The organism is Micromonospora sp. CNZ286, from assembly GCF_014207755.1.
Window position 1 is genome coordinate 3,463,935 of the sequence record NZ_JACHIZ010000001.1, and the last position, 23,063, is coordinate 3,486,997.

Annotated in this window: 21 protein-coding genes; 11 read left to right on the top strand and 10 right to left on the bottom strand. The window is 74.3% G+C overall.

Translation table 11 applies throughout. The features are described from left to right. The first annotated feature begins 11 nt into the window (after positions 1-11). The 4 genes from FHX31_RS15820 to ctaD all read left to right on the top strand — a co-directional run bounded on the left by FHX31_RS15820 (position 12) and on the right by ctaD (position 4,682). Positions 12-1,166, top strand: coding sequence for a glycosyltransferase (locus FHX31_RS15820; RefSeq protein WP_184976660.1), 1,155 nt, complete (start codon positions 12-14; stop codon positions 1,164-1,166). Between the two features lie 107 nt (positions 1,167-1,273). Further along, on the top strand, positions 1,274-1,726 hold the full coding sequence (locus FHX31_RS15825) for a DUF4383 domain-containing protein (RefSeq protein ID WP_123110449.1): 453 nt from the start codon (positions 1,274-1,276) through the stop codon (positions 1,724-1,726). Positions 1,727-1,859: 133 nt separating this feature from the next. Next, entirely contained in the window at positions 1,860-2,591 is a 732-nt protein-coding gene (locus FHX31_RS15830) for an ATP-binding protein (protein WP_091328300.1), read from the top strand. An 87-nt stretch (positions 2,592-2,678) separates the two neighbouring features. Next, entirely contained in the window at positions 2,679-4,682 is a 2,004-nt protein-coding gene (gene ctaD, locus FHX31_RS15835) for an aa3-type cytochrome oxidase subunit I (RefSeq protein WP_123110426.1), read from the top strand. Positions 4,683-4,782: 100 nt separating this feature from the next. Here the strand turns inward: ctaD and FHX31_RS15840 are convergent, their stop codons facing one another. Then, entirely contained in the window at positions 4,783-5,916 is a 1,134-nt protein-coding gene (locus FHX31_RS15840) for a SigB/SigF/SigG family RNA polymerase sigma factor (RefSeq protein ID WP_013477003.1), read from the bottom strand. A 244-nt stretch (positions 5,917-6,160) separates the two neighbouring features. Further along, positions 6,161-7,576 carry a hypothetical protein gene (locus FHX31_RS15845; RefSeq protein WP_184976662.1) on the bottom strand — a complete coding sequence of 472 codons (1,416 nt, stop codon included), beginning with the start codon at positions 7,574-7,576 and terminating at the stop codon, positions 6,161-6,163. A 188-nt stretch (positions 7,577-7,764) separates the two neighbouring features. Between FHX31_RS15845 and FHX31_RS15850 the strand changes: the two genes are divergently transcribed. Next, on the top strand, positions 7,765-7,989 hold the full coding sequence (locus tag FHX31_RS15850) for a CDGSH iron-sulfur domain-containing protein (protein ID WP_091328305.1): 225 nt from the start codon (positions 7,765-7,767) through the stop codon (positions 7,987-7,989). A gap of 110 nt (positions 7,990-8,099) precedes the next feature. On the opposite strand, the gene FHX31_RS15855 is transcribed toward FHX31_RS15850, so the two are convergent. The 3 genes from FHX31_RS15855 to FHX31_RS15865 are packed head-to-tail and all read right to left on the bottom strand — an operon-like array spanning position 8,100 to position 12,063. Continuing rightward, positions 8,100-9,146, bottom strand: coding sequence for an iron-containing redox enzyme family protein (locus FHX31_RS15855; protein ID WP_091328306.1), 1,047 nt, complete (start codon positions 9,144-9,146; stop codon positions 8,100-8,102). 51 nt (positions 9,147-9,197) lie between these two features. Further along, positions 9,198-10,946 (bottom strand): thiamine pyrophosphate-binding protein, encoded by a 1,749-nt coding sequence (locus FHX31_RS15860; protein WP_091328307.1) that lies wholly within the window; start codon positions 10,944-10,946, stop codon positions 9,198-9,200. Further along, the gene (locus tag FHX31_RS15865; protein ID WP_184976663.1) at positions 10,939-12,063 is read right to left on the bottom strand and encodes a baeRF2 domain-containing protein; all 1,125 of its coding nucleotides are present in this window, start codon (positions 12,061-12,063) and stop codon (positions 10,939-10,941) included. The genes FHX31_RS15860 and FHX31_RS15865 overlap by 8 nt, the downstream gene beginning before the upstream one ends. Before the next feature lie 151 nt (positions 12,064-12,214). On the opposite strand from FHX31_RS15865, the gene FHX31_RS15870 reads away from it, so the two are divergent. Further along, positions 12,215-12,754, top strand: coding sequence for a hypothetical protein (locus tag FHX31_RS15870; protein ID WP_121685710.1), 540 nt, complete (start codon positions 12,215-12,217; stop codon positions 12,752-12,754). 41 nt (positions 12,755-12,795) lie between these two features. Continuing rightward, positions 12,796-13,686, top strand: a complete 891-nt coding sequence (locus tag FHX31_RS15875) for an alpha/beta fold hydrolase (RefSeq protein WP_184976665.1) — start codon at positions 12,796-12,798, stop codon at positions 13,684-13,686. Here the strand turns inward: FHX31_RS15875 and FHX31_RS15880 are convergent. Next, positions 13,667-14,008 (bottom strand): DUF3817 domain-containing protein, encoded by a 342-nt coding sequence (locus FHX31_RS15880; protein WP_013286021.1) that lies wholly within the window; start codon positions 14,006-14,008, stop codon positions 13,667-13,669. The two genes, FHX31_RS15875 and FHX31_RS15880, sit on opposite strands and share 20 nt — an antisense overlap. A gap of 187 nt (positions 14,009-14,195) precedes the next feature. Here FHX31_RS15880 and FHX31_RS15885 point away from each other — a divergent pair, with 187 nt between their 5' ends. After that, positions 14,196-15,674: a glutamate-cysteine ligase family protein gene (locus tag FHX31_RS15885; RefSeq protein ID WP_184976666.1), complete on the top strand. Its 1,479-nt coding sequence runs from the start codon at positions 14,196-14,198 to the stop codon at positions 15,672-15,674. 24 nt (positions 15,675-15,698) lie between these two features. Here FHX31_RS15885 and bla read toward each other — a convergent pair whose 3' ends face one another. The 3 genes from bla to FHX31_RS15900 form a co-directional block, all read right to left on the bottom strand. Continuing rightward, positions 15,699-16,607 (bottom strand): class A beta-lactamase, encoded by a 909-nt coding sequence (gene bla, locus FHX31_RS15890; RefSeq protein ID WP_221488907.1) that lies wholly within the window; start codon positions 16,605-16,607, stop codon positions 15,699-15,701. A gap of 182 nt (positions 16,608-16,789) precedes the next feature. Next, positions 16,790-17,395, bottom strand: coding sequence for a DUF6518 family protein (locus tag FHX31_RS15895; RefSeq protein ID WP_244879762.1), 606 nt, complete (start codon positions 17,393-17,395; stop codon positions 16,790-16,792). 45 nt (positions 17,396-17,440) lie between these two features. Beyond that, a complete protein-coding gene (locus FHX31_RS15900; protein ID WP_013286017.1) occupies positions 17,441-17,731 on the bottom strand; it encodes a helix-turn-helix domain-containing protein in 291 nt (96 codons plus the stop codon). A 66-nt stretch (positions 17,732-17,797) separates the two neighbouring features. Between FHX31_RS15900 and map the strand changes: the two genes are divergently transcribed. Next, positions 17,798-18,571 (top strand): type I methionyl aminopeptidase, encoded by a 774-nt coding sequence (map, locus tag FHX31_RS15905; RefSeq protein WP_071095274.1) that lies wholly within the window; start codon positions 17,798-17,800, stop codon positions 18,569-18,571. 53 nt (positions 18,572-18,624) lie between these two features. Here the strand turns inward: map and FHX31_RS15910 are convergent, their stop codons facing one another. Next, positions 18,625-19,272 (bottom strand): maleylpyruvate isomerase family mycothiol-dependent enzyme, encoded by a 648-nt coding sequence (locus FHX31_RS15910; RefSeq protein ID WP_184976667.1) that lies wholly within the window; start codon positions 19,270-19,272, stop codon positions 18,625-18,627. 235 nt (positions 19,273-19,507) lie between these two features. Between FHX31_RS15910 and FHX31_RS15915 the strand changes: the two genes are divergently transcribed. Together FHX31_RS15915 and FHX31_RS15920 are read left to right on the top strand one after the other, a co-directional pair. Next, positions 19,508-20,122: a calcium-binding protein gene (locus FHX31_RS15915; protein ID WP_184976668.1), complete on the top strand. Its 615-nt coding sequence runs from the start codon at positions 19,508-19,510 to the stop codon at positions 20,120-20,122. Positions 20,123-20,243: 121 nt separating this feature from the next. Beyond that, positions 20,244-23,060 carry a BTAD domain-containing putative transcriptional regulator gene (locus FHX31_RS15920; RefSeq protein WP_184976669.1) on the top strand — a complete coding sequence of 939 codons (2,817 nt, stop codon included), beginning with the start codon at positions 20,244-20,246 and terminating at the stop codon, positions 23,058-23,060. Positions 23,061-23,063 lie beyond the last annotated feature (3 nt).

The window sequence follows — 23,063 nt, forward strand, 5'->3', positions numbered from 1 at the left end:
GAGGACAGCGCATGACGCTCACCGTGCTGATGAACGCCGGGCCGTGGCTGTCCGTGCCTCCGCCGGGCTACGGCGGCATCGAGAACGTGATCGCCACGCTGGTGCCGGAGCTGCGCCGCCTGGGCGTACGGGTGGTGCTCGCCTCGGTGGAGAGCAGCACGCTGCCGGTCGACGAGCGGATCGCGGTCTTCCCGGACGGCCAGTTCCACGCGCTGCAGCGGCCGTACAACCAGGTCTGCGGCGTCTCCCAGGCGCACCTGTCCGAGGTGGTGCGGGCGCTGCACGCCCGCGACGACATCGACCTGGTGCACGACCACGTGGAGGCGGTCGGGCTGGCCACGCTCGCCGCGATGGGCCCGGACGCCCCGCCGGTGCTGCACACGCTGCACTGGGACCTGGCCAAGCATCCGGAGCTGTACGGCAACCTCGACGGCGGCGACCGGGTACGGGTCAACGGCGTGTCCGCGTCGCAGCTGGCGCGCGCTCCGGAGGCGCTGCGCGCGCACTCGGTGGGGCACGTGCACCTGTCCACCCCGCTCGCGGTCGACGCGGACCGGCACGCGCCGGTGGCCAAGGGCGACCACGTGGTGATCCTCGGCCGGATCAACCCGGGCAAGGGGCAGGACCTGGGCGCCCGGCTGGCGCAGGAGACCGGCTTCCGGCTGGTTCTGGCCGGGCCGGTCGGCCCGTACCACCGGCCGGAGGATCTGGCCGCGGCCGGCGACGAGGCCCGGCAGAACCCGGACGTGCGTTTCTTCTCCGACCAGGTGGCGCCGAACGTCGACGGCGACCGGGTGCGCTGGGTCGGCACTGTCGCCGGGCGGGAACGCGACGACCTGGTCGCCTCGGCGCGGGCGTCGCTGTTCCCGCTGCGCTGGGAGGAGCCGGGCGGTACGGCTGTGGTCGAGTCGCTGTCGCTCGGCACGCCGGTGGTGGCCACCGCCCGGGGCTGCCTGCCGGAGCTGATCGAGCACGGCCGCACCGGCCTGCTCACCGGCGACGAGCAGGAGCTGGGTGACCTGGTCCTCGCCGCCGGCGGGCTGGAGCCGGCCGAGTGCCGGCGCGAGGCGGCCCGGCGGTTCACCCCGGCCCGGATGGCGCAGGAGTACGTGGAGCTGTACGACCGGGTCCGGACGGGCGCGGCGAAGCCGTTGCAGCCCGCCTGAGCGTCGCCGGCCCGGCCGCCCCGCGCGGCCGGGCCGGCGTTTGCCCCCGCCGGGCGCGGGAAACCGGCGCTTCCCGCGGTGGCGAGGAGGCCGGCGTGACGAACTCGATGGCGCACTCCCGGGCGCGGCGCAACCCGGCCGACGGACGGGCGCCGGTACGCCGGATCGCCTCCGGGTTCGCCGTGCTCCTGCTGCTGCTCGGCGCGCTGGGCTTCGTGCCGGGCGTCACCAGCGACTACGCGGATCTGCGCTTCGCCGGGCCGGGATCCGGCGCCCGGCTGTTCGGTGTGTTCCAGGTCTCGGCGGTGCACAACCTGGTGCACCTGGTGCTGGGCGTAGCCGGGCTGGTGCTGGCCCGCACCGTCGCGGGCGCCCGCGCGTTCCTGGTCGGCGCCGGCGCGGTCTATCTGGTGCTCTGGCTCGCCGGCCTGGCGATCGACGGACGTGACGCGGCGAACGTGCTCGCGGTCAACCGCGCGGACTCGTGGCTGCACCTGCTGCTGGGCGCCGCCATGCTGGCCCTGGGCCTGGTCGCGACGCGGCGCGGGGACCGCCGCTGACCTGCGCCTCGGGAGCCCGGATGCCCGGTTTCGCCGGTCCGGGGCCCGGGTACGTCCGTAGTCCTCCGGCGACGGGAGGCGGCGAGCGTCCCGGCCGGGCGACCCTCCCCGACGAGATGGAAACGAGGCGGCGATGGTGACCCGGATCAGGTGCGAGGTCCGCGACGAGTCACCGGTCACTGTCGTACGGCTGGCCGGAGCGCTCGACCTCGGCACGATGCGCGCGGTGCACGAGGTGCTCGACAGCTGCCTCGCCGCGCAGCCGGACGCCCTGGTGGTCGACCTGGAGGACATCGAGGTCGGCGAGCCGCTGGCGCTGTCCGTCTTCGCCGCCGCCGCGCGGCGCGCCGCCGACTGGCCGGCGGTGCCGATGGTGCTCGCCGCGCCCTGCGCCGAGACGGCGGCCTGGCTGAACGAGACCACCGCCTGCCGGGTGGTGCCGGTACGCCGGGACTGTGCCGAGGCGACGGCGCTGGCCGGCGAGTCGGCCGCGCCCCGGCTGCGGGTCCGGCTGGAGCCGGTCGCCGGCGCCTGCCGCCGCGCCCGGGAGCTGGTCACCGAGGCGTGCGGCAGGTGGAACGTGCCGGAGCTGGCCGGCCCGGCTTCGCTGGTGCTCAGCGAGCTGGTGGGCAACGTGGTGCGGCACGCCGGCACCCCGATGCAGGTGACGCTGACGCTGCGCCGGCCGTACCTGCGGGTGGCGGTGATGGACGGCAGCCCGGCCGACGCCCGCGCCGCGGCCAGCCGCGATCCGCGTGCCGAGGGCGGCCGCGGGCTGATGCTGGTGCGCGAGCTGACCCAGCGCTGGGGCAGCACCCCGGTCGGCGCCGGCAAGGTCGTCTGGGCCATGCTCCCGGCCAATTGACCGAATTCTCCGCTCTCGCCTGGTTACATGGGCAGAGGGCCGGGTACGCCCGCCCGTCCTGTCTGTCGTCACACGGGGTGAGAAGCCATGCCCAAGCGGGTAGTCACGGAACCGGCACGAGACCGGGGGCCCGCGATCCTCGCGCCGGCCCGGTTCGGGGGCTACCCCGGGCCCGTACGGGAAGCGGTCAAGGGCAACGCACTGTGGCGGTTGCTGCGGACCACCGACGCCAAGCAGATCGGCCTGCTCTACCTGGCCACCTCGTTCCTGTACTTCATCGTCGGCGGCATCCTGGCGATGGTCATCCGGGTGGAGCTGGCCCGGCCGGGGATGCAGATCGTCTCCCCCGAGCAGTACAACCAGATGTTCACCATGCACGGCACGATCATGCTGCTGCTGTTCGCCACACCGATGTTCTTCGGGTTCGCGAACTATCTGGTGCCGCTGCAGATCGGCGCCGCCGACGTGGCGTTCCCCCGGCTCAACGCGTTCGCGTACTGGCTCTACTTCCTCGGCGCGCTGATGGTCATGGGCGGGTTCGCCACCCCGGCCGGCGCGGCGGACTTCGGCTGGACCGCGTACACGCCGCTGAGCACCGCGCAGCACTCCCCCGGCGTCGGCGGAAACCTGTGGGTGGTCGGCCTGGCCGTGTCCGGCCTGGGCACGATCCTCGGCGCGGTCAACCTGATCACCACGATCGTGACGCTGCGCGCGCCCGGCATGACGATGTTCCGGATGCCGATCTTCACCTGGAACGCGCTGCTCACCAGCGTCCTGGTGATTTTCGTGTTCCCGCTGCTCGCCGCCGCGCTGATGGCGCTCGCCTCGGACCGGATCCTGCACTCGCACGTGTACGACCCCACGACCGGCGGGCCGATGCTCTGGCAACACCTGTTCTGGTTCTTCGGCCACCCCGAGGTGTACATCATCGCGCTGCCGTTCTTCGGCATCATCACCGAGATCATCCCGGTGTTCTCCCGCAAGCCCATCTTCGGCTACACCGGCCTGGTGCTGGCCACCATCGCCATCACGGTGCTGTCGATGACGGTCTGGGCGCACCACATGTTCGCCACCGGGCAGGTGCTGCTGCCGTTCTTCAGCATCCTGAGCTACCTGATCGCGGTGCCCACCGGCGTGAAGTTCTTCAACTGGATCGGCACCATGTGGAAGGGACAGCTCACGTTCGAGACGCCGATGCTGTTCGCCATCGGCTTCCTGGTGACGTTCCTGCTCGGCGGCCTGACCGGGGTGCTGCTGGCCAGCCCGCCGGTGGACTTCCACGTGCACGACACGTACTTCGTGGTGGCGCACTTCCACTACGTGCTCTTCGGGACCATCGTATTCGCCGCGTTCGGCGGGCTCTACTTCTGGTTCCCGAAGATGACCGGGCGGCTGCTGGACGAGCGGCTGGGCAAGATGCACTTCTGGACCATGTTCATCGGCTTCCACGCCACGTTCCTGGTGCAGCACTGGCTGGGCAACGAGGGCATGCCGCGCCGGTACGCCGACTACCTGCCCGGCGACGGCTTCACCACGTTGAACACGATCTCCAGCATCGGATCGTTCGTGCTCGGCGCGTCCACCCTGTTCGTGATCTGGAACATCTGGAAGTCGTGGCGGTACGGCGCGATGGTCACAGTGGACGACCCGTGGGGCTTCGGCAACTCGCTGGAGTGGGCCACCACCTGCCCGCCGCCGCTGCGCAACTTCGACCGGATGCCCCGTATCCGCTCCGAGCGGCCGGCGTTCGACCTCAAGTACGGCCCGCTCGTCTCCGACCTGGGCCGGGACCTGCCGCAGCGCACCACGAAGCCGCCGCAGTCGTTCCGCGAGGAGATGCACCACGAGCGGCACGTGCCGGAGTCGCCGTCGGCCGGCGGCGCGTACGGCGCCCCCGAGGCGGTGGACTACCAGCCCGCGCCGCAGTCCGGCGCGCGGCCGGTGGAGGTGCCGGCGCCGGAGGAGGTGCGCCGGCCCAGCTTCGAGGAGACCGACGAGCCGGAGGGCAGCGCGCTCAACGCCGAACGCGACGAGCAGCCGAACGACAGGTGGCGGCACCCGCGCGGGCACGGGGACACCCCGGAGAACTGAGACACCGGACGAGGGCCGGCGCCGCCCGGGCGCCGGCCCTCTCGTCGTACGCCGCGCGCCGGCTCCCCGTGGTGGGGAGCCGGCGCGGCACGTGCGCAGGTCAGTCGGCGGCCGGCAGTCCGGCCGCGGTGAGCGAGCGGCGCACCGCGGGCTGCACCCGGGTCAGCCGCAGCGGCACCCCGGTACGCGCGGCGGCCTCCCGGCCGGCCATCAGCGCGGCGATCCCGCCGGCGTCGAAGCCACCGGCGCCGACCAGGTCGACCACCACCTCGCGGGGTTGCCCGGTGACCGCCTGGAGCATCGCCCGGCGCAACTGGTCCGCGCCGGCCCGGTCCACCTCGCCGCCGACCTCGACGACCACCCGGTCGCCGTTCTGCTTCACCGAGATCCGCGCCTTGCCCGGCTCGGCCTCGGCCGCGCCGTTCTGCCAGGGCGGCGGCGCGTCGGCGAGCATCGCCTGCCGCAGCCAGGTCAGCGCCCGCGACAGCAGCCGGGACACGTGCATCTGCGAGATGCCGAACCGGGCGGCGATCTCCGCCTGGGTCTGGTTGCCGTAGAAGCGCATCGCCAGGATGCGACGTTCCCGCCACGGCAGCCGGTGCAGCAGGCCGCTGACAGTGACCCGGTCGTCGACGGACTCCAGCGCGTGGTCGGACTCGCCGACCAGGTCGCCGAACTCGGCCGAACTCTCCCCGCCCACCGGCGCGTTGAGCGAGGCCGGGCTGTAGCCGGCGGCCGACTCCAGCGCGGCGAGGATCTCCTCCTCCGGCGTCTCCAGCCGGGCGGACAGCTCGGCCACCGTGGGAGCGCGGGACAGCTCGCTGGTCAGCGTCGCCGTGGCCTGTCCCACCTCGAGGATCAGGTCCCGCAGCCGGCGCGGCACGTGCACGCCCCAGGTGCGGTCGCGGAAGTGCCGTTTGATCTCGCCGACGATGGTGATGGCCGCGTACGCGGTGAACGAACCGCGTTCCGGGTCGTACCTGTCGACGGCGTTGACCAGGCCGAGACGGGCCACCTGCTCCAGGTCCTCCAGCGGCTCACCGCGCCCGCGGTAGCGGCGGGCGAGCCGGCCGGCGAACGGCAGCGCGAACCGGACCAGGTCGTCCCGCGCCTCCTGCCGCCGCTCCGGTGGCAGGCCCTCGATGCGGGCCGCGTACGCGAGCGCCGCCGCGTCCAGGTCCTCCAGACCCCGGTCGGTGGTCGGTGGTGTGGGTGTGGTGGTCTGTCCGAACATCCGCGCCCCCTCGCCGAAGAGCCCCCGCCCGGTCGGAACCGGTCGTGCGCGTGGTCGGACCACGCACCGGGTGAGGAAGTTGGGTTACGTGACGGATACGTCGAAAGCGGTGGCTGCCCGCCGCACGGCGTCGTGGGCCGTTTCGCGGCGAGCGGTCTTCCCGCTCCGTAGGTACTCAATCACGGACCGCAGGATCGCGAGGAAGTTTCGCCAGGTTGGCCGGCCAGCCGTTCCCGGCGGTCGGTCAGCAGACCAGCAGGCCCTGGTGCGCGCCCGCGTCACGTAGCGCGGTGAGGGCCTCGGCCATCCGCAGCGGCGGCGGCGCGGGCAGGTCGCAGGGCTGGTTGCGCAACACCTCCGTGGCACGTCGGGTGGGTACCGAGGCGACCGGGTAGCCGCGCGCGGCACCCCGGTCCAGGGCCCGCCTGCGGCGCCCGAAGCCGGCCACCGCCAGCCACTGGGGCAGCCCCGCGTACGCGGGCGAGCGCAGGCCCGGCGGCTCCGGCAGCACGTCCACCGAACTGAACGGCTCGCTGCCGGCCAGCCACCACTCGACGCCGGCGACCCGGCGCGCGGTGGCGTTCTCGCACCAGTAGGGCACCAGGCCGGCCCGCAGCACCTGCGCCGGGTCGAGCAGCCGGCCGCACTCCACCACCAGCCGGTTCCCGGTCTTGCCGGCCCGCCGCAGCCAGCGCCGGTACAGGTCGGCGGTCACCGCACTCAGCCCGTCCGGCTGCGGCACGACCACCCGGTGCAGCGGATGCCCGTGCCGGTCGCTCCAGCAGCGGGCGTCGTGCTCGAAACCGGACTCCACGCCGTGTTCGGCGAACGCGCCCGCCACCGTGGCCTCCGGCGCCTCCCAGCGCGTCTCCTCCCCGCCGGCCGCGCGCAGCACCTGGCCCAGCGCGCGGGCGTCCGGGTGGAAGTCGACCGGGTCCAGGCCGCCCGCCGGGGAGCCGGCCTGGAAGCTGTGCCCGTCGCCGCAGTCGCGCACCGGCCAGGTCCGGGCGTCGTGCAGCAGCAGCACCGGCGCGGCCGGTTCCAGCCGGTCGGCCAGGAAGCGCGCGTACGCCTTCGGCAGCGTGCGCCAGCGCACCGCGAACGTCACCGCCGCGCCGGCCGCCGCACCCCGGCTGGCCGGGCAGTGCACCTGGCGTACGTGCACACGCGGGTTGGCGTCGAGCAGCCGGGCGGCCAGCGTGGCCCCGTGCGCGAACGCGGCGTCCGGGCGGTCCACCGCCCCCCGGGTCCACTGCCCGGCGACCTCGAACCCGGCCGGGAGCCAGGGCACCCCGAGCGCCGTCGCGAGGTGGGCGGCGGCGCCGTGCGGGGAGCCGAGCACCACGCCGGGCCAGCGCCGGTCCGGGTACTGCCCGGCGAACCACCCGGCCACCCGCTCGGCGTCCACGGCGGCGATCTGGCCGGCGGTGAGCGCCGACCGCCCGGCGGCCCGGACGGCGGCGGCGCGGCGTACCGGCTCGGGCGCGCCGCCGAGGCGGGACAGTCCTCCCGGGTGACCGAGGTCGCCGCAGTCGTCGCCGCGCAGCGCCCGGGCGGTCGCGGCGACCAGGACCCGGGCGGCGCTGCCGGCCGCCACCACCCGATCCACGGGCAGCCCCGCGCCGCTGACCGGCGTCCGTTCGACTCGTTCGCTCACCACGCGGCCCGGCTTCCCGTCCCTCTGGGGTCTAAACGGGGCATCTCCCCACGGGTGAGGACCAAGGCCCGCCCGGTAACCGCACCGCCCGCGACACCCAGGTACGCCGTCGCGCCGCGTGCCCGCCGTCGCGGGCGCAACAGCGCTCGGGTGCGGGTTTGGGCCGGACCGGGACGGGCACTGCACCGCGCATGCCCGACGACGAGAGCACCCCGGCGGCGACCATCACCCCGTACCGGGACGGACCACTGCTGGTACGCGGCGACTTCGCGCTGGTCACGCCCGACGGCACGCCGATCGAGACGCGCCGGGGCACGGTGGCGCTGTGCCGATGCGGCAAGAGCGCGATCAAGCCGTTCTGCGACGGCACGCACAAGGTGTCGGGCTTCCGCGCCGGCAGCGACCGCGAGCCCTGACCCCCCGCGACCCCTCCCCCGCGATCTTGCACTTGGGTGCCCGGCAAACCTCGCGAACCGGGCACCCCGAGGGCCGCAACCGCAAGATCGCGGGGGACGGTGCCGGGGGGTCAGGCTGCGGCGAGGATCTGGGTGGGCGGGCGCAGGGAGGACTCCCCGGCCGACCAGGCGTCGAGCAGGTGCGCGGCGAACAGGGCGTCCACGGCCAGCGCGGCGGCGGCGCCGAACAGCACGTCGGACGCGAGCGCCGGCTCGGCCCGGACCAGCCCGCCGCACATGTCGTACGCGGCGATCTGCTCGTGCACGGCGTCGGCCTCCACGTGCTCGTCGTAGAAGCGCGTGGCGACCGCGTCGAAGCCGAGCCGGCGCAGCCCGTTGCCGTAGCGGCGGTTCGGCAGCGACGAGGTCATCTCGTACGCGGCCAGGTGCCCGAGCAGCGCCCCGCGCAGCCGCCGGTGCAGGCCGAACAGCGACATCAGGTTGTTGGTCGCCAGCGTCACCGCCGGCACCCGGTCCAGGTGGGCGGCGTAACCGGTGTCCAGGCCGAGCCGGTCCATCGTGGTACGGAACAGCTCGGCGTGCATCCGGTCCAGCCGGCCGTTGCCGTACTCGTCGGTCTGGATCTCGACGAGCGCCGCCTTCGCCGGGCCGCCGAGCCGGGGCAGCGCCCAGCTGTGCGGGTCGGCCTCGCGCAGGTGGTAGATCGAACGGTGGGTGACGAACTCGCGGAACCGGTCGAGGTCGGCGCGGCGTTGCAGCGCGGCGGCCAGCGGCGGGCCGTCGTCGGCGGCCACCAGGTCGGCCAGCGCGCCCGGCACGGCGGCCGGCAGCACCGCCGGCGGCGGGCCGGCCAGCTCGCGCAGCGCCGCCTCGAACGGCCGCTCGGCGCGGGCGCGCAGCGCCAGCAGCGACGGCTCCCACTCCCACGCCTCGTCGACGCCGGACCAGCCCCGGTAGTGCAGCTCGTAGCAGAGGAACAGGGTGAGCTGGAGATCCTCGTCGGTCAGCGGCGCGGCCACCGCGTCGAACGCGGCGCCCAGCCCGGCCGGCAGTTCCCGAGGAGTGTCGCGCAGCGCGGCCAGCAGCGCCGCGGAGACCGGCCCGCGCGCCGCCGGAAGCGGGGCAGGGCCGTAACGACGGTCGGCGACGACGGACATGGAACCTCCCGGGACGGTTGTGCCTGGTCGCAGTGCCCCGGAGTGATCCGGCTAAACGACCTCGTCCGCCGCGATGGCCTCGGTCTGGATCACCCGCTCCCGCACCCGGCGGGCGGCGTCCCCGTCGGACACCAGGCCGCGCAGGTCGGCCAGCGCCGGTTCGGGCGCGTCCAACGGCACGGCCGGGTCCACCACCGCCTCCAGGACGGCCGGCCGGTCGGCCGCGAGCACCTCGTCCCAGGCGGGTCCGACCAGGTCCGGCCGGTCCACCCGGACGCCGTGCAGCCCGAGCAGGCGGGCCCACCCGGCGTACGGCACGTCGGAGCGCCGCCCCCCGGGCGTCCGCCCGCCGCCCACGCCGGACTGGTCCCGGTTGTTCAGCACCAGCACGATCAGGCGGGGGTCACGCCACCGCGTCCAGTGGTGGGCCACAGTGATCAGCTCGGCCAGGCCGTTGAGCTGCATCGCGCCGTCGCCGAGCAGCGCGAGCACCGGCTCGTCCGGGCGGGCCAGCTTGGCCGCGACCGCGTACGGCAGGGCGCAGCCCGTCGAGCCGAGCGTGCCGCACAGCTGCGCCCGCACCCCGGGCGGCAGCTCCAGGTGCCGGGCGTACCAGTAGATGACCGAGCCGACGTCGACGGCGACGCCGGCGTGCCGGGGCAGCCGGGCGGACAGTTCGCGGAGCACGAGCTGCGGGTTGACCGGCTCGGCCGGGGCGCCGGCGCGCTCGGCGGCGGTCTCCCGCCACCGGTCCACCATCTTCTCCACCATGCCGCGCCACTCGCGGTGGGGATTCTCCGGCACCCGGGTCAGCAGCGCCCGCAGCGTCTCGGCGGCGTCGCCGACGAGCGGCACGTCCACCGGGTAGCGGGTGCCGATGCGCCGGCCGTCGATGTCGATCTGGATGGTGCGTACCTGGCCCGGCATCGGGAACCAGTCGGTCCACGGGTCGTTGGTGCCGATCATCAACAGCGTGTCGCAGGAGCCCATGAGCTGCGCGGCGGCGGTGGTGCCGACCTCGCCGAGCACGCCGGTGTGGAACGGCAGCCGCTCGTCGAGGACCGGCTTGCCCAGCAGCGACGTGGCGACGCCCGCGCCGAGCCGGTCGGCGAGCGCGACGATCTCCTCGGCCGCGCCGTGCGCGCCCTGGCCGACGAGCATCGCCACCCGCCGCCCGTTGCCGAGCAGCGACGCGGCGGCGTCCAGGTCGGCGTCGTGCGGCAGCACCCGGGCCAGCGGCTCGCCGGGCGTCGCGGTGACCACCCCGGCGGCCTGCGGCAGCAGATCCGGTACGGCGGTGACCTGCAACGCGCGCGGCAGCACCACGCAGGTCGGGCTGCGGGTCGCCGCGGCGGTACGGAACGCCTGGTCCAGCAGCGTCGGCACCTGTTCCGGGCTGCGGCCGTAGCGGACGAACTGGTTGCACACGTCGCCGAACAGCCGGCTCAGCCCGATCTCCTCGTGCGCGCCGCCGAGCGGGCCGGTGACGTCCTCGCCGATGATCGCGACCACCGGCTTGCTGTCGAGCTTGGCGTCGTAGAGCCCGTTGAGCAGGTGCACCGCGCTCGGGCCCTGGGTCGCCAGGCACACCCCGACGCCGCCGGTGAACTTCGCGTGCCCGGTGGCCATGTACGAGGCGGTCTCCTCGTGCCGGGCGGGGACGAAAGCCGGGTCCCCGCCCGCGTCGTCGAGCGCGCCCACCAGCGGGGCGATCGCCGCGCCCGGACAGCCGAACACCCGCGGCACCCGCCAGGCCCGCAGGCGTTCGACCACCAGGTCGGCGACGATGCGCTCAGCCATTGCCCCGCCCCGGCGTGCTCGCGTCGACGTAGCGCAGCACCGCGCCGACCCCGTCGGTCAGCTCCGGCGCCTCCTCGGGCGCGAGCACCGTGAGGTCCGCGTCGGTGCCGATCAGCGCGCGCAGCAGCGCCGCGTCGGCGCGAACCCGCTGCGGGTCGGCCACCGACATGCCGGCCAGCTGCCCCGGGTCGGTGGCGATCTCGGTCGGCTCGGGGCCCACCCACAGCTCGCCGTCGGCCGACGGGTCGTCCACGATGAGCATGGTGTCGACCTGGTTGCGTTGCAGCGCGGAGACCACGGCGTCGAGTCCGGCGCCGACGTCCTCCTGGACGCCGAAGCGGTCCAGCGCGGCGGCGATCCGCCGGTCGGCGACCTCGGCGACGGTCTGCACCGTGATGTCGTCCATCAGCGTGTCGTCGGCGCCCACATCGCGGGCACCCGCGTCGGTGCGGACCAGCACGTCCTGCCAGCGGGCGGGGAGCTGGGCGGCGATCATGCCGGTGGCCCGGACGTCCCCGGCCACCACGACGACGTCCGCGCCGACGCGCTCGGCCAGGTCGGCGGTGGCCGCGGCGGCGTCACCGGCGTTCTGGTGCCACGCCTCCATCGCGGCGCGCTGGTAGCGGGACTGCGACCAGCCGCCCGGCTGCACCCGGCGCAGCTGGCGGCTCTGCCCGCCCCGCACCTGGGCCCGCCGGGGCACCCCGCCGGCGCTGACCGCCATCGCGTCCGCGCCGGTACGGTCGGCCAGCACCCGCACCCAGGCCACCTGCTCGCCCCGCTGGGCCACGAGCGGCATGGTGTGCGGCAGCGCCGACCAGCTCGCCAGGTCACGCAGCGGCGGCGCGGACAGGTACTCGGTGAGCACCACGCGGCCCCCGCTGGCGAACACGGCGATGCCGTAGTCGCCGGGCATCGGCTGGTGCCGGCGGACGACCTCCTCCACCGCCTCGACGGTGACCGGGTCGGCGCCCTGCCCCAGCAGGTCGCCCTTCAGGGCCCGCCAGCGCAGGTCGACCTGCGCTCGCGCGTCCTGGGTGTCGCGGGAGGCGTCCATGTACACCGAGCACCACGGCCCGGGACGGTCGTAGAGCGGGCGCAGGAAGGACAGCTGCATGCTCGACCCCTTTCCGGCTCGGCCGCACGCATACCCGCGCCCCGGCGGAGTTCACCTGCCGGCCGCCCGGGCGTGACCACCGTTCATTCACGTCGTTCAACCCGAAGGGCCGATACCATCTGTGCACGGAACGGGACTCTCGGTGGTGAACATGGATACGGAGCTGTACACGCGACGCGTCGTCCACCCGGCGGAACGCGTCGTCACCGGGCGTCTGGTCCGGTTGATGGAGGGTTACGCGCGGGAGGTCCGGGTCGGGCAGCCCGCGCTGGTCGCGGTGCTGACCGCCGCGGGGGTGGTGGGGCTGCTGCTGAAGGTGGTGCGCGCGTTGCTCAGCAGTGGCGGCGGCGGGGCCCGGCGCAGCTTCAAGGAGCTGAAGAAGGGGCCGGAGTTCCTGGTCACCCCGGTCCGGGTGCGCGACGCCACCGGCCGGCTGGTCGAGGTCGAACTGCACGGCCACCTGCCGCAGAGCGCGCTGCACCCCGGCGACCACGTCCAGCTCACGCTGCGGGCGCAACGCGACGAGGACCTGCCGCCGCGGATCGAGCGGATCGTCAACCTGACCACCGGTCAGCTGCTCACCCCGCGTACCGCGACGCTCTGGTCGCACCTGGGACCGGCGCTGCTCCTCCAGGCGATGCTCGGCGCCGTGCTGCTGCTCGGCGTGGCCGCCTGCTCGGCGCTGACGTAGCGCGGGTTTCCGTCCGGCCGCCGGTGGGCACCGGTGCGGCCATGTTCCCCGGATTCACGCTCACCGAGATCGACGTCGGCGCGGTCCGCCTGCGCGTACGCCACGGCGGCTCCGGGCCACCGGTGGTGCTGCTGCACGGGCACCCGCGTACCCATGCGACCTGGCACCGGGTGGCGCCGCGGCTGGCCGCCCGGCACACGGTGATCTGCCCGGACCTGCGCGGCTACGGCGGCTCGTCGAAGCCGCCGAGCGACCCGGAGCACACGGTCTACTCCAAGCGGGCGATGGCGGCGGACGTGGTGGGCCTGCTCGACGCGCTCGGGCACCGCCGGGCCGCGGTGATCGGGCACGACCGCGGCGCGTACGTGGCCATGCGGACCGCCCTGGACCACCCGGATCGGGTGAGCCGCCTCGGCGTGCTGGACGGGGTGCCGATCGGTGAGGCGCTGGCCCGCTGCGACGCCCGGTTCGCCGCCCGCTGGTGGCACTGGTTCTTCCTCGGTCAGCTCGCCAAGCCGGCCGAGCGGGTGATCAACGCCGATCCGGACGCGTGGTACGGCGGATCACCGGAGCAGATGGGCGAGCAGGCGTACGCCGACTACCGCCGCGCCATCCACGATCCGGCCACGGTGCACGCCATGTGCGAGGACTACCGGGCCGGGCTCGGGCCGGACCGGGCGGCGGACGACGCCGACCGGGCCGCCGGGCGGCGGATCGGCTGCCCGGTGCTGTTCGCCTGGTCCGAGCGCGACGACATGGTCGACCTCTACGGCGACCCGGCCGCGATCTGGCGGGACTGGGCCGACGACGTGCGGACCGCGTCGATCCCGTCCGGGCACCACATGGCCGAGGAGGCGCCGCGGGAGCTGACCGACGTGCTGGCCGGGTTCCTCGCCGAGGACGTCGCCGCGGTCAGCGACCCGCGGGGGTGAGCGGCCGCTGCGCGACAGCCGGCGCGTCGAGCAGGCCCCGGCGGCTCGCCCAGCGCTCGAACAGCACGGTGGCGAACGGGGGCACCGCGCTGGCCAGGGCCAGCCCGGTCTGCACGAGCGTCCAGCGGCGCCGCCGAGCCACCACGAGCGCCAGCAGGCCGTAGACCACGAACAGCGCGCCGTGGATCGGGCCGAAGATCTTCACGCCGATCTCGTCGCCGGGCGGGCCGTACTTGACCGCCATGCCGGCCAGCAGCGCCGCCCACGAGCAGGCCTCGGCGAACGCCGCCACCACGAACGCCCGGATCCACCCGTCGCGCATTCCGCCACTTCCCTTCGCCGTCGGCGGCCATGCTAGCCGCCCGGGCCGGGCCGCCCGGACGGAACCCGCTGCCCCGCGACGGGGATCACCGGGGCCGCCACGGGGTACAGAAAAGGGCCTCCGGGCCTTTCCTGACCCGCCACTCCGTGCGAGGTTGGGGAGAACCAACGGTGACAGGGTGGTGACCATGGGCGAGGACGTCGGCGTGCGTACCTTCAGCCGGGAGGACCGGGCCCGCTATCGCGAGAAGGTCCGGCGGTGCCTGGACGTGTTCGCCGAGATGCTGCGCGAGTCCCGGTTCGACGTGGAGCGGCCGATGACCGGCCTGGAGATCGAGCTGAACCTGGTCGACGACGGCTTCGACCCGGCCATGCGCAACGCCGACGTGCTGGAGGCGATCGCCGACCCGGCGTTCCAGACCGAACTGGGCCAGTTCAACGTGGAGATCAACGTCGAGCCGCAGCGGCTCGCCGGCACCGGCACCGCGGCGTTCGAGGAGCACGTCCGGGCCAGCCTGAACGCCGCCGAGGAGAAGGCCCGTACCGTCGGCGCGCACATGGTGATGATCGGGATCCTGCCGACGCTGCGCCCGGAGCACCTGACCGCCGAGACCCTGTCGGCCAATCCCCGGTACGCGCTGCTCAACGAGCAGATCTTCGCCGCCCGGGGCGAGGACCTGCCGATCGCGATCAGCGGGGTGGAGCGGCTGGCCACCACCGCCGACACCATCACGCCGGAGGCGGCGTGCACCAGCACCCAGTTCCACCTCCAGGTCAGCCCGGCGCAGTTCGCCGACTACTGGAACGCGGCCCAGGCGGTCGCCGGCATCCAGGTGGCGCTCGGCGCGAACTCCCCGCTGTTCTTCGGCCGGGAGCTGTGGCGCGAGACCCGGGTGCCGCTGTTCCAGCAGGCTACCGACACCCGGGCGGAGGAGATCAAGGCCCAGGGCGTACGCCCGCGGGTGTGGTTCGGCGAACGCTGGATCACGTCGGTGTTCGACCTGTTCGAGGAGAACGTCCGCTACTTCCCGGCGCTGCTGCCGGTCTGCGACCCGGAGGACCCGGCGGCCACGCTGCACAGCGGCGGCGTGCCGAAGCTGGCCGAGCTGCGGTTGCACAACGGCACCATCTACCGGTGGAACCGGCCGGTCTACGACGTGCTCAAGGGCCGGCCGCACCTGCGGGTGGAGAACCGGGTGCTGCCGGCCGGGCCGACGGTGGTGGACACCGTCGCCAACGGCGCGTTCTACTTCGGCCTGGTACGGGCGCTCGCCGAGTCCGACCGCCCGTTGTGGTCGCAGATGTCGTTCAGCGCGGCCGAGGAGAACTTCAACGCCTGCGCCCGGCACGGCATCGACGCCCAGGTGTACTGGCCCGGGCTGGGCTACCTGCCGGTGACCGAGCTGGTGCTGCGCCGGTTGCTGCCGATGGCCCACCACGGGCTGGACCGGTGGGGCCTGGACCCGGCGGAGCGGGACCGGCTGCTCGGCATCGTCGAGCAGCGCTGCCTGACCGGCCGCAACGGCGCGACGTGGCAGGTGGAGACGCTGCACCGGCTGGAGTCGGCCGACCACATGGACCGGCCGGCGGCGCTGCGCGAGGTGGTCCGCCACTACGTCGACCTGATGCACAGCAACCGGCCCGTGCACGAGTGGCCGATCCCCTGAGCCGGGCCGGCGCGGTGCCCCGCGTCAGCGCAGCGCCGTCACGGCCGCCCGCGCGGCCTGGGCCACCAGCGCGTCGTCGGGCTCCGCGTCGCGGCTGTCCCGGCTGGACATGACTGCGAGCACGATCGGCGCCCGGTCCGGCGGCCACACCACGGCGATGTCGTTGCGGGTGCCGTACCCGCCGGTGCCGGACTTGTCCGCCACCTGCCAGCCGGCCGGCACGCCGGCCCGGACCAGTCCGCTCCCGGTGGTGCTGGCCCGCATCCAGCCCAGCAGCAGGTCGCGGTCCGCGGGCGGCAGGGTCTCACCCAGCGTGTACGCCCGCAGCGAGCCGGCCAGCGCGCGCGGCGTGCTGGTGTCGCGCTCGTCGCCGGGCGTGGCCGCGTTGAGTTCCGGCTCGGTACGGGCGGGCCGGGTCACCTGGTCGCCGACGTCCCGCAGTGCCCGCTCGAAACCGGCCGGGCCGCCGAGCGCGTCGAACAGCAGGTTGCCCGCGGTGTTGTCGCTGTACCGCACCGCCGCCTCGGCGGCGTCCCGCAGCGTCATCCCGGTCTCCACGTGCCGCTCGGTCACCGGGGAGTGCGCCACCAGGTCCGCGCGCCGGTAGCGGACCACCCGGTCCCGGTCGGCGTCCGACGTGGCGGCCAGCATCGCGCCCGCCGCGAGCGCCTTGCACGTGGAGGCGTACGCGAACCGCTCGTCGGCCCGGTGCGCGAGGGTGCGGCCGGTGCCGGTGTCGAGGGCGAAGACGCCGATCCGGGCGCCGGAGCGCCGCTCCAGGGCCGCCAGTTCCGGCGGCGCGGGCACCGGCGAGGCGTTCGGTGTGGCGCTCGGCGTGGCCGGGGCGGTGGATGCGGCCGGGGCGCTGGTCGCCGGTGCGGCTTCGGGCCGGTCCGTGGTGCAGCCGGCCACCAGAGCCGTCGCCGTGAGCATCGCCGCCGCGAGCACCTGCCGTCGGATCACCCGTTTCCTCCCCCGTCGTCCGGACCACGCCGTTCTCGGGCCATTGTCGCCGATCCCGGTCGCCGGCGGTCCGCAGCCTCTCGGCCGGCGCGGTGGTCCTGCCATCCGCCCGCGCCGGCCAGGACCGGTGGTTCGCCGGCCGACGCGGCGGGTCAGCCCGCGACGGCGGCGAACGTGACGGCGCCGAGCGCGGCCACCGGCAGCGCCACCGCGGCGGCCAGCAGCCGCACCCGGGCGGACCGGCCGATCAGCACCACGAGCAGCGCGGCGAGCCCGAGGTCGATCGCCACGTTCCACCACGCTCCGGGGTACGACCCGGACTTCAGCGCGAACCGCAGCGCCTCCTCGACGAACACGGCCACCGGCAGGGCGGTCCCCACGATTCGCCGCCATCCGTCGGTCCGCGCCCAGATGCCGCCGACGCCGAACACCACGCCCGCCACCACGCCGAACGCCATCCAGACGATCGAGGTGGGCGACCAGATCACGGCGAGGTCGTCGCCCTGGAGCAGCGTCGCCGCCAGGTAGTAGCTGGGCACCGCGACGATCAGCAGGACGCTGGCCGCCACGGCGGCGCGCACCGCGCCCGACCGGATCCACCATCCCAGCGCGAACGCGGCGACCGCCCAGGTGGCTGTGGAGTTGCCGAGTTCGGCGAACGGGAACGGCACCCACTTGATCCAGACGAAGTCCAGGAAGCCGAGCAGGAAACCGGCGACGGGGACGACAAGCGCGACGGCGCGACGCGAGGGTGGCATGCGGGGGAGCATACTCAGTATGCTCACCGGGTCGGCAGGGTGGCCCTACGAAGCCAGGCGTCGCTCGGACGGCGCGAGACGCACCGCGGCGTCGGAGCGGCTGATCTCGGCCCACACCTCGTCGAGGGAGAGTCCGAGGACGTCGGCGATGGCGGCGATGGTGGGGAACGCCGGCGTGGCGACCCGGCCGGACTCGATCTTCCGGAGCGTCTCCGGGGAGACACCGGCGTCGAGCGCGGTGAGCAGCATCGAACGCTCGCCCCGGGCGCGGCGCAGAAGCGCACCGAGGCGCTGCCCGCGCTCGACCTCGGCGGGGGTGAGGGGCAACCTGACCATGCCAGGATTCTAATACCGGGATAACATGACCGGGATACTTATTGGTCGCGTGAGGAAGGCGCCTGCATGATCGAGATCCTGAGCCCCACCGACGTACGGCGGGCGCGGGACACCGGCGCCCTGGTCGCCCACATCCTGCGGACGCTGCGCAGCCGCACCACCGTGGGCACGAACCTGCTCGACATCGACAGGCAGGCGCAGCGCATGATCACCGAGGCCGGGGCGCAGTCCTGCTACGTCGACTACGAGCCGTCGTTCGGGCGCGGGCCGTTCGGACACTACATCTGCACCTCGGTCAACGACGCGGTGCTGCACGGGCTGCCGCACGACTACACGCTGGCCGACGGCGACCTGCTCAGCCTCGACCTGGCCGTCTCGCTGGGCGGGGTGGTGGCCGACTCCGCGATCAGCTTCGTCGTCGGTGACGCCCGGCCCGCGGAGAGCGTCGCGCTCATCGACGCCACCGAACGGGCGTTGCAGGCCGGGATCGCCGCGGCCCGCCCCGGCGCCCGCGTCGGCGACCTCTCGTACGCCATCGGCTCGGTCCTCACCGAAGCCGGATACACGGTCAACACCGAGTTCGGCGGCCACGGCGTCGGGTCGACGATGCACCAGGACCCGCACGTGTCGAACACCGGGCGCCCCGGGCGCGGCTACACGCTGCGTCCCGGACTGCTCCTGGCGCTGGAGCCGTGGGTGATGGCGGACACCGCCACGCTGGTCACCGACGCCGACGGGTGGACGCTGCGCAGCGCGACCGGCTGCCGCACCGCGCACAGCGAGCACACCATCGCCATCACCGACGACGGCGCGGAGATCCTGACGCTGCCGAAGCAGTGACCTTCGCTGCGGCAGGCGTCGCCGTTCTCCCGCGTTCCCGCCGCCGGGCGTCGTCAGGCGGGCGCGCAGCGCTCCCGCAGCGCCGGCACGCCGGGGCCGGTGAGGTCGTCGCAGTAGGCGGCCCGCCCGGCCATCGCCATCATCAGCGCGAGCGTGGTGCCGCTGACCAGCGGGCCGGCGCCGGCGGTGAACGGTCCGTCGGTCGCCTCCACCTGCAGGCCGTCAATCGCGCTGCGCCCGGCCACCGTGAAGTCCCGCCCGGCGTAGAACCGGGCGACCGGCGTGACGGCCTCGACCGACGGCGTACGTGTCAGGCCGAGCGGACGCCGGATGTCCTGGGCGTGCACGACCACCTCACCGAGCCACGCCTCGGTCGGCCCGACCGTCGACGTGGTGCTGCGGATGATCCGGCGGAACCGGTCCAGCGTCTCCCCCGGGTCGGTGCCCCGGTGCCCGGCCAGCCGGCGGTCGTTGTGCAGATCGAAGTCGAACCGGGCGCCGAGCACGCTCGCGAGCCAGCGGACGCGGCCGATGCTCGCCGCCGCGGTCATGTGCGCCAGCGTCTCCTCCACCGTCCACCGGCTGCACAGCGAGGGCCGCGCCCACTGCGCCGCGTCGAGCCCGGCGAGATCGTCGGCCAGGGCGGCGCGCTCGGCGTGCGCGAGCGCCCACAGCTCGCTGCGGGTCAGCGTGTCGGACATGGAACCTCCAGAGTCGGGCCGTCGGAGGTTGGACCGCGCCGCCGCGGCGAACTCACCGCTCCCCCCTTCGCCGATCTAGGAGTTGTGGTGGTTCACCAACCCGGCATCGGTGACATTCGAGGCGCCACAACTCCAAGATCGACGGGGGCGAGTCGGGTTCAACGTTTGCTGCACGTCCGCTGAACGCTCGCCGGTGACGCTTTTCGCATCCATCAAACCGCAAGGGAGAAGCGTCATGTCACACCGCTACCTCTCCACCTCGCGTGCCGCCGCCTCGGTGGTCGGTGCGCTCGTCCTGGCCGCCGCGGGCCTTGCCGGTGGCGCCGCCCCGGCGTCCGCGGCCTACATCGTCCCCGCCGACTGCGGCCCCTACTCCGGGGCGCCGGTGCCGGCCGGATACACCCTGAGATTCGCCGGCGCGCTCTACGTCAGCAACAACGCCAACGGCCCGGAGTTCATCATCGGCACGACAACTCGCAACGTCATCGTCGGAAGCGTCTACGACGACATCATCTGCGGGCTCGACGGCAACGACGACATTCAGGCCAACAGCGGCGACGACATCGTCTACGGCGGGCTGACCGGCGACGACATCTGGGGCGACCTGGGCAACGACAACCTCCACGGCGACGGCGGCGCCGACACCATCCACGGTGACCGCTTCATCGGGCCCAGCGCCCTGGACGGCAACGACCGCGTGGACGGCGGCAGCAACGACGACCACCTCTACGGCGACCAGGGCGTGGACACCCTGGTCGGCGGCCCCGGCTGGGACGACGGTGACTGCGGACCGGACGCGGTGATCGACGATCCCCGGCCCACCCTGGATCTCCCGATCAACTGCCCGTGATCCCGCCGGCACGGCGGTCCGCGCACCGGGAGACCGGGAACGCGGACCGTCGCGCTGCCGCCTGTCGGATCGTCGTCAGGCCCGGTCCGACCATCGCCGTCCGCGGCTACCGTGACAGTCCGTGGCGGTGGAGTTCCGGGTACTCGGCGACCTGGACGTCCGGGTCGACGGCCGGACGGTCCGGATCGGTCACGCCCGTCAACAGTGCGTCCTCGCCGCCCTGCTGGTCGAGCCCAACCGTGTCGTCGCGACCGAACAGCTCATCAGCCGGGTCTGGGGCGACGAGGTGCCGGACGGGGCCACCGCCACCCTGCGCGGCTACCTGTCCCGGCTCCGCCAGGCGCTGGCCGACGCGGACGAGGTCCGCATCGTCCGGCGCCATCCCGGCTATCTGCTCGCCGTCGACCCGGACCGCGTCGACCTGCACCGCTTCCGCGAGCTGACCGAGCAGGCTCGGCGCGCCGGGGACGACGCGACGGCGATCACCTGCCTGGAACGGGCGCTGGGTCTCTGGCGCGGCGAGGCGTTCGACGGGTTGACCACGCCGTGGTTGGCGGCCTACCGGCAGACCCTCGACCGGCAGCGGCTCGCCGCCGCGCTGGACCGCAACGACATCGCCCTGCGCCGGGGCCGGCACGTCCGCCTTCTCCCCGACGTCCTGGCGCTGAGCGGCCGGTACCCGTGGGACGAGCGCCTGGCGGCGCAGGCGATGCTCGCGTTGTACCGGTGCGGGCGGCAGGCCGACGCCCTCGAGCACTTCCACCGGATGCGCCGCCGGCTGGCCGCCGAGGTCGGTACGGACCCCAGCCCGCCGCTGGCACAGCTCTACCAGCAGATCCTCACCGCCGACGCGGCGATCGCGCCGCCGGACCTGCCGGGCGGCGGCGAATCAAGCGCGACGGCCACCGGCACGGCACGGGATGCGGGTGCCGTGCCCCGGCAGCTACCAGCGTCGCCAGGGGTCTTCGCCGGCCGGACCGCCCAGCTCGCGCGCCTCGACGAACAACTCGGCGACGCGGGACGCCCGGACGGCGGCGGGTCGCCGGTGGTGATCTCGTCCATCGGTGGTGGCGGTGGCGTCGGAAAGACCTGGCTGGCCCTGCGCTGGGCGCACGCCAACGCCGGCCGCTTCCCCGACGGGCAGCTCTACGTCAACCTGCGCGGCTTCGATCCGACCGCGGACCCGGTGGCGTGGCCCGCGGCGGTGCGCGGATTCCTCGAAGCGCTCGGCGTCGAACCGGCACGCGTCCCGGCCGACCCGGACGCCCGGGCGTCGCTGTACCGCACGCTCGTCGCCGGCCGCCGGCTGCTGGTGGTTCTCGACGACGCCCGCGACACCGCCACGGTGATCCCGCTGCTGCCCGGCACGCCCACGAGTGCGGTCCTGGTGACCAGCCGCCGGCAGCTGGCCCGCCTCGTCACCACCCACGGCGCGCGTCCGCTACCGCTGGACGTGCTGCCCGACGACGAGGCCCACGAGCTGATCGTCCGGCAGGTGGGTGCCGCACGGGTGGCGGGACACTCGGACGCCGTCGCGGACATCCTGCGCTTCTGCGGAGGTCTGCCGCTGGCGCTCGGGATCGTGGCGGCCCATGCCGCGCTTCACCCCGAACTCCCCCTGTCGTCGGTCGCGGCGGAGCTGACCACGGCTGTCCACCCGCTGGACGCGCTGGCCGGCGACGAGGCGACGACGAACCTGCGCGTGGTGCTGTCCCGCTCGCTCGCGGCGCTCACACCGGCCTCGGCGGAGGTGTTCACGCTGCTCGGACTCGCCCCGGGCCCGGACATCAGCCGGGCCGCGGCGGCCGGCCTGACCGCCCGTACGCCGGACGAGCTGCGCCCGCTGCTGCGCGAGCTGGTCGACGCGCATCTCGTGCAGGAGCACGTCGCGGGCCGGTACCGCATGCACGACCTGGTCCGCAGTTTCGCGGTCGAGCGGGCGACCGGCGACCCGGCCGGTACCCGGCCCGCGCTGTGCCGGCTGGTCGACCACCACCTGCACACGGCGCACGCGGCCGCACTGCTGCTGTCCCCGCAGCGCGACCCGCTGACCCTGGCCCCCGCCGCGCCGGGGGTGACCGCCGAACGACTCGACGACCTGGCGGCCGCGCTGGCCTGGTTCACCAGCGAACACCAGGTGCTCCTCGCGATCATCGACTACGCCGCCGGCAACGGCCTCGACACCGCTGCCCGGCAGCTGTCGTGGACCCTGGCCACCTACTTCGACAGGCAGGGTCACTGGCACGACTGGGCCACAGTGGCCCGCCGGGCGGTCGAGGCGACCCGGCGGTCGGGTGACCGTCCCGCGCAGGCCCAGGCGCACCGGCTCCTGGCCGGGGCCTGCTCCAACCTCGGCCGGTACGACGAGGCGCAGCGCAACCTGCTCGCCGCGCTCGACCTGTTCGCCGCCCTGGGCGACGACGAGGGGCGGGCGCACACCCACTTCGACCTCAGCATGCTGCACGACCGGCAGCGGCAGCCCCGGGAGGCCCTGCCGCACGCGCGGCGGAGCCTCGCCCTCTACGAACGGGTCGGCGGCCCGCTCAAGCAGGCGGTCGCGCTCAACGCGATCGGCTGGTACCACTCGCAGCTCGGCGAGCACCACGACGCGATCACCTTCTGCCGCCGGGCGCTCGCCCTGTCCGAGAAGGCCGGGAGCGCGTACGGGCAGGCGAACACGTGGGACAGCATCGGCTTCGCCCACCACCACCTCGGCGAGTACGAGCACGCAGTCGACTGCTTCCGGCAGGCCCTCGCCCTGTTCACCGACATCGGTGACCGCCATGCCGAGGGCATCGTGCTGGACCACCTCGGCGACACGTGGGCCGCGGCCGGGCGAGCGGACGCGGCCCGGGACGCCTGGCGGCGGTCACTCGCGCTGCTCGACGAACTCGGTCACGCCGACGCCGAGGCGGTACGGCGGAAACTTCACCAGTGAGCG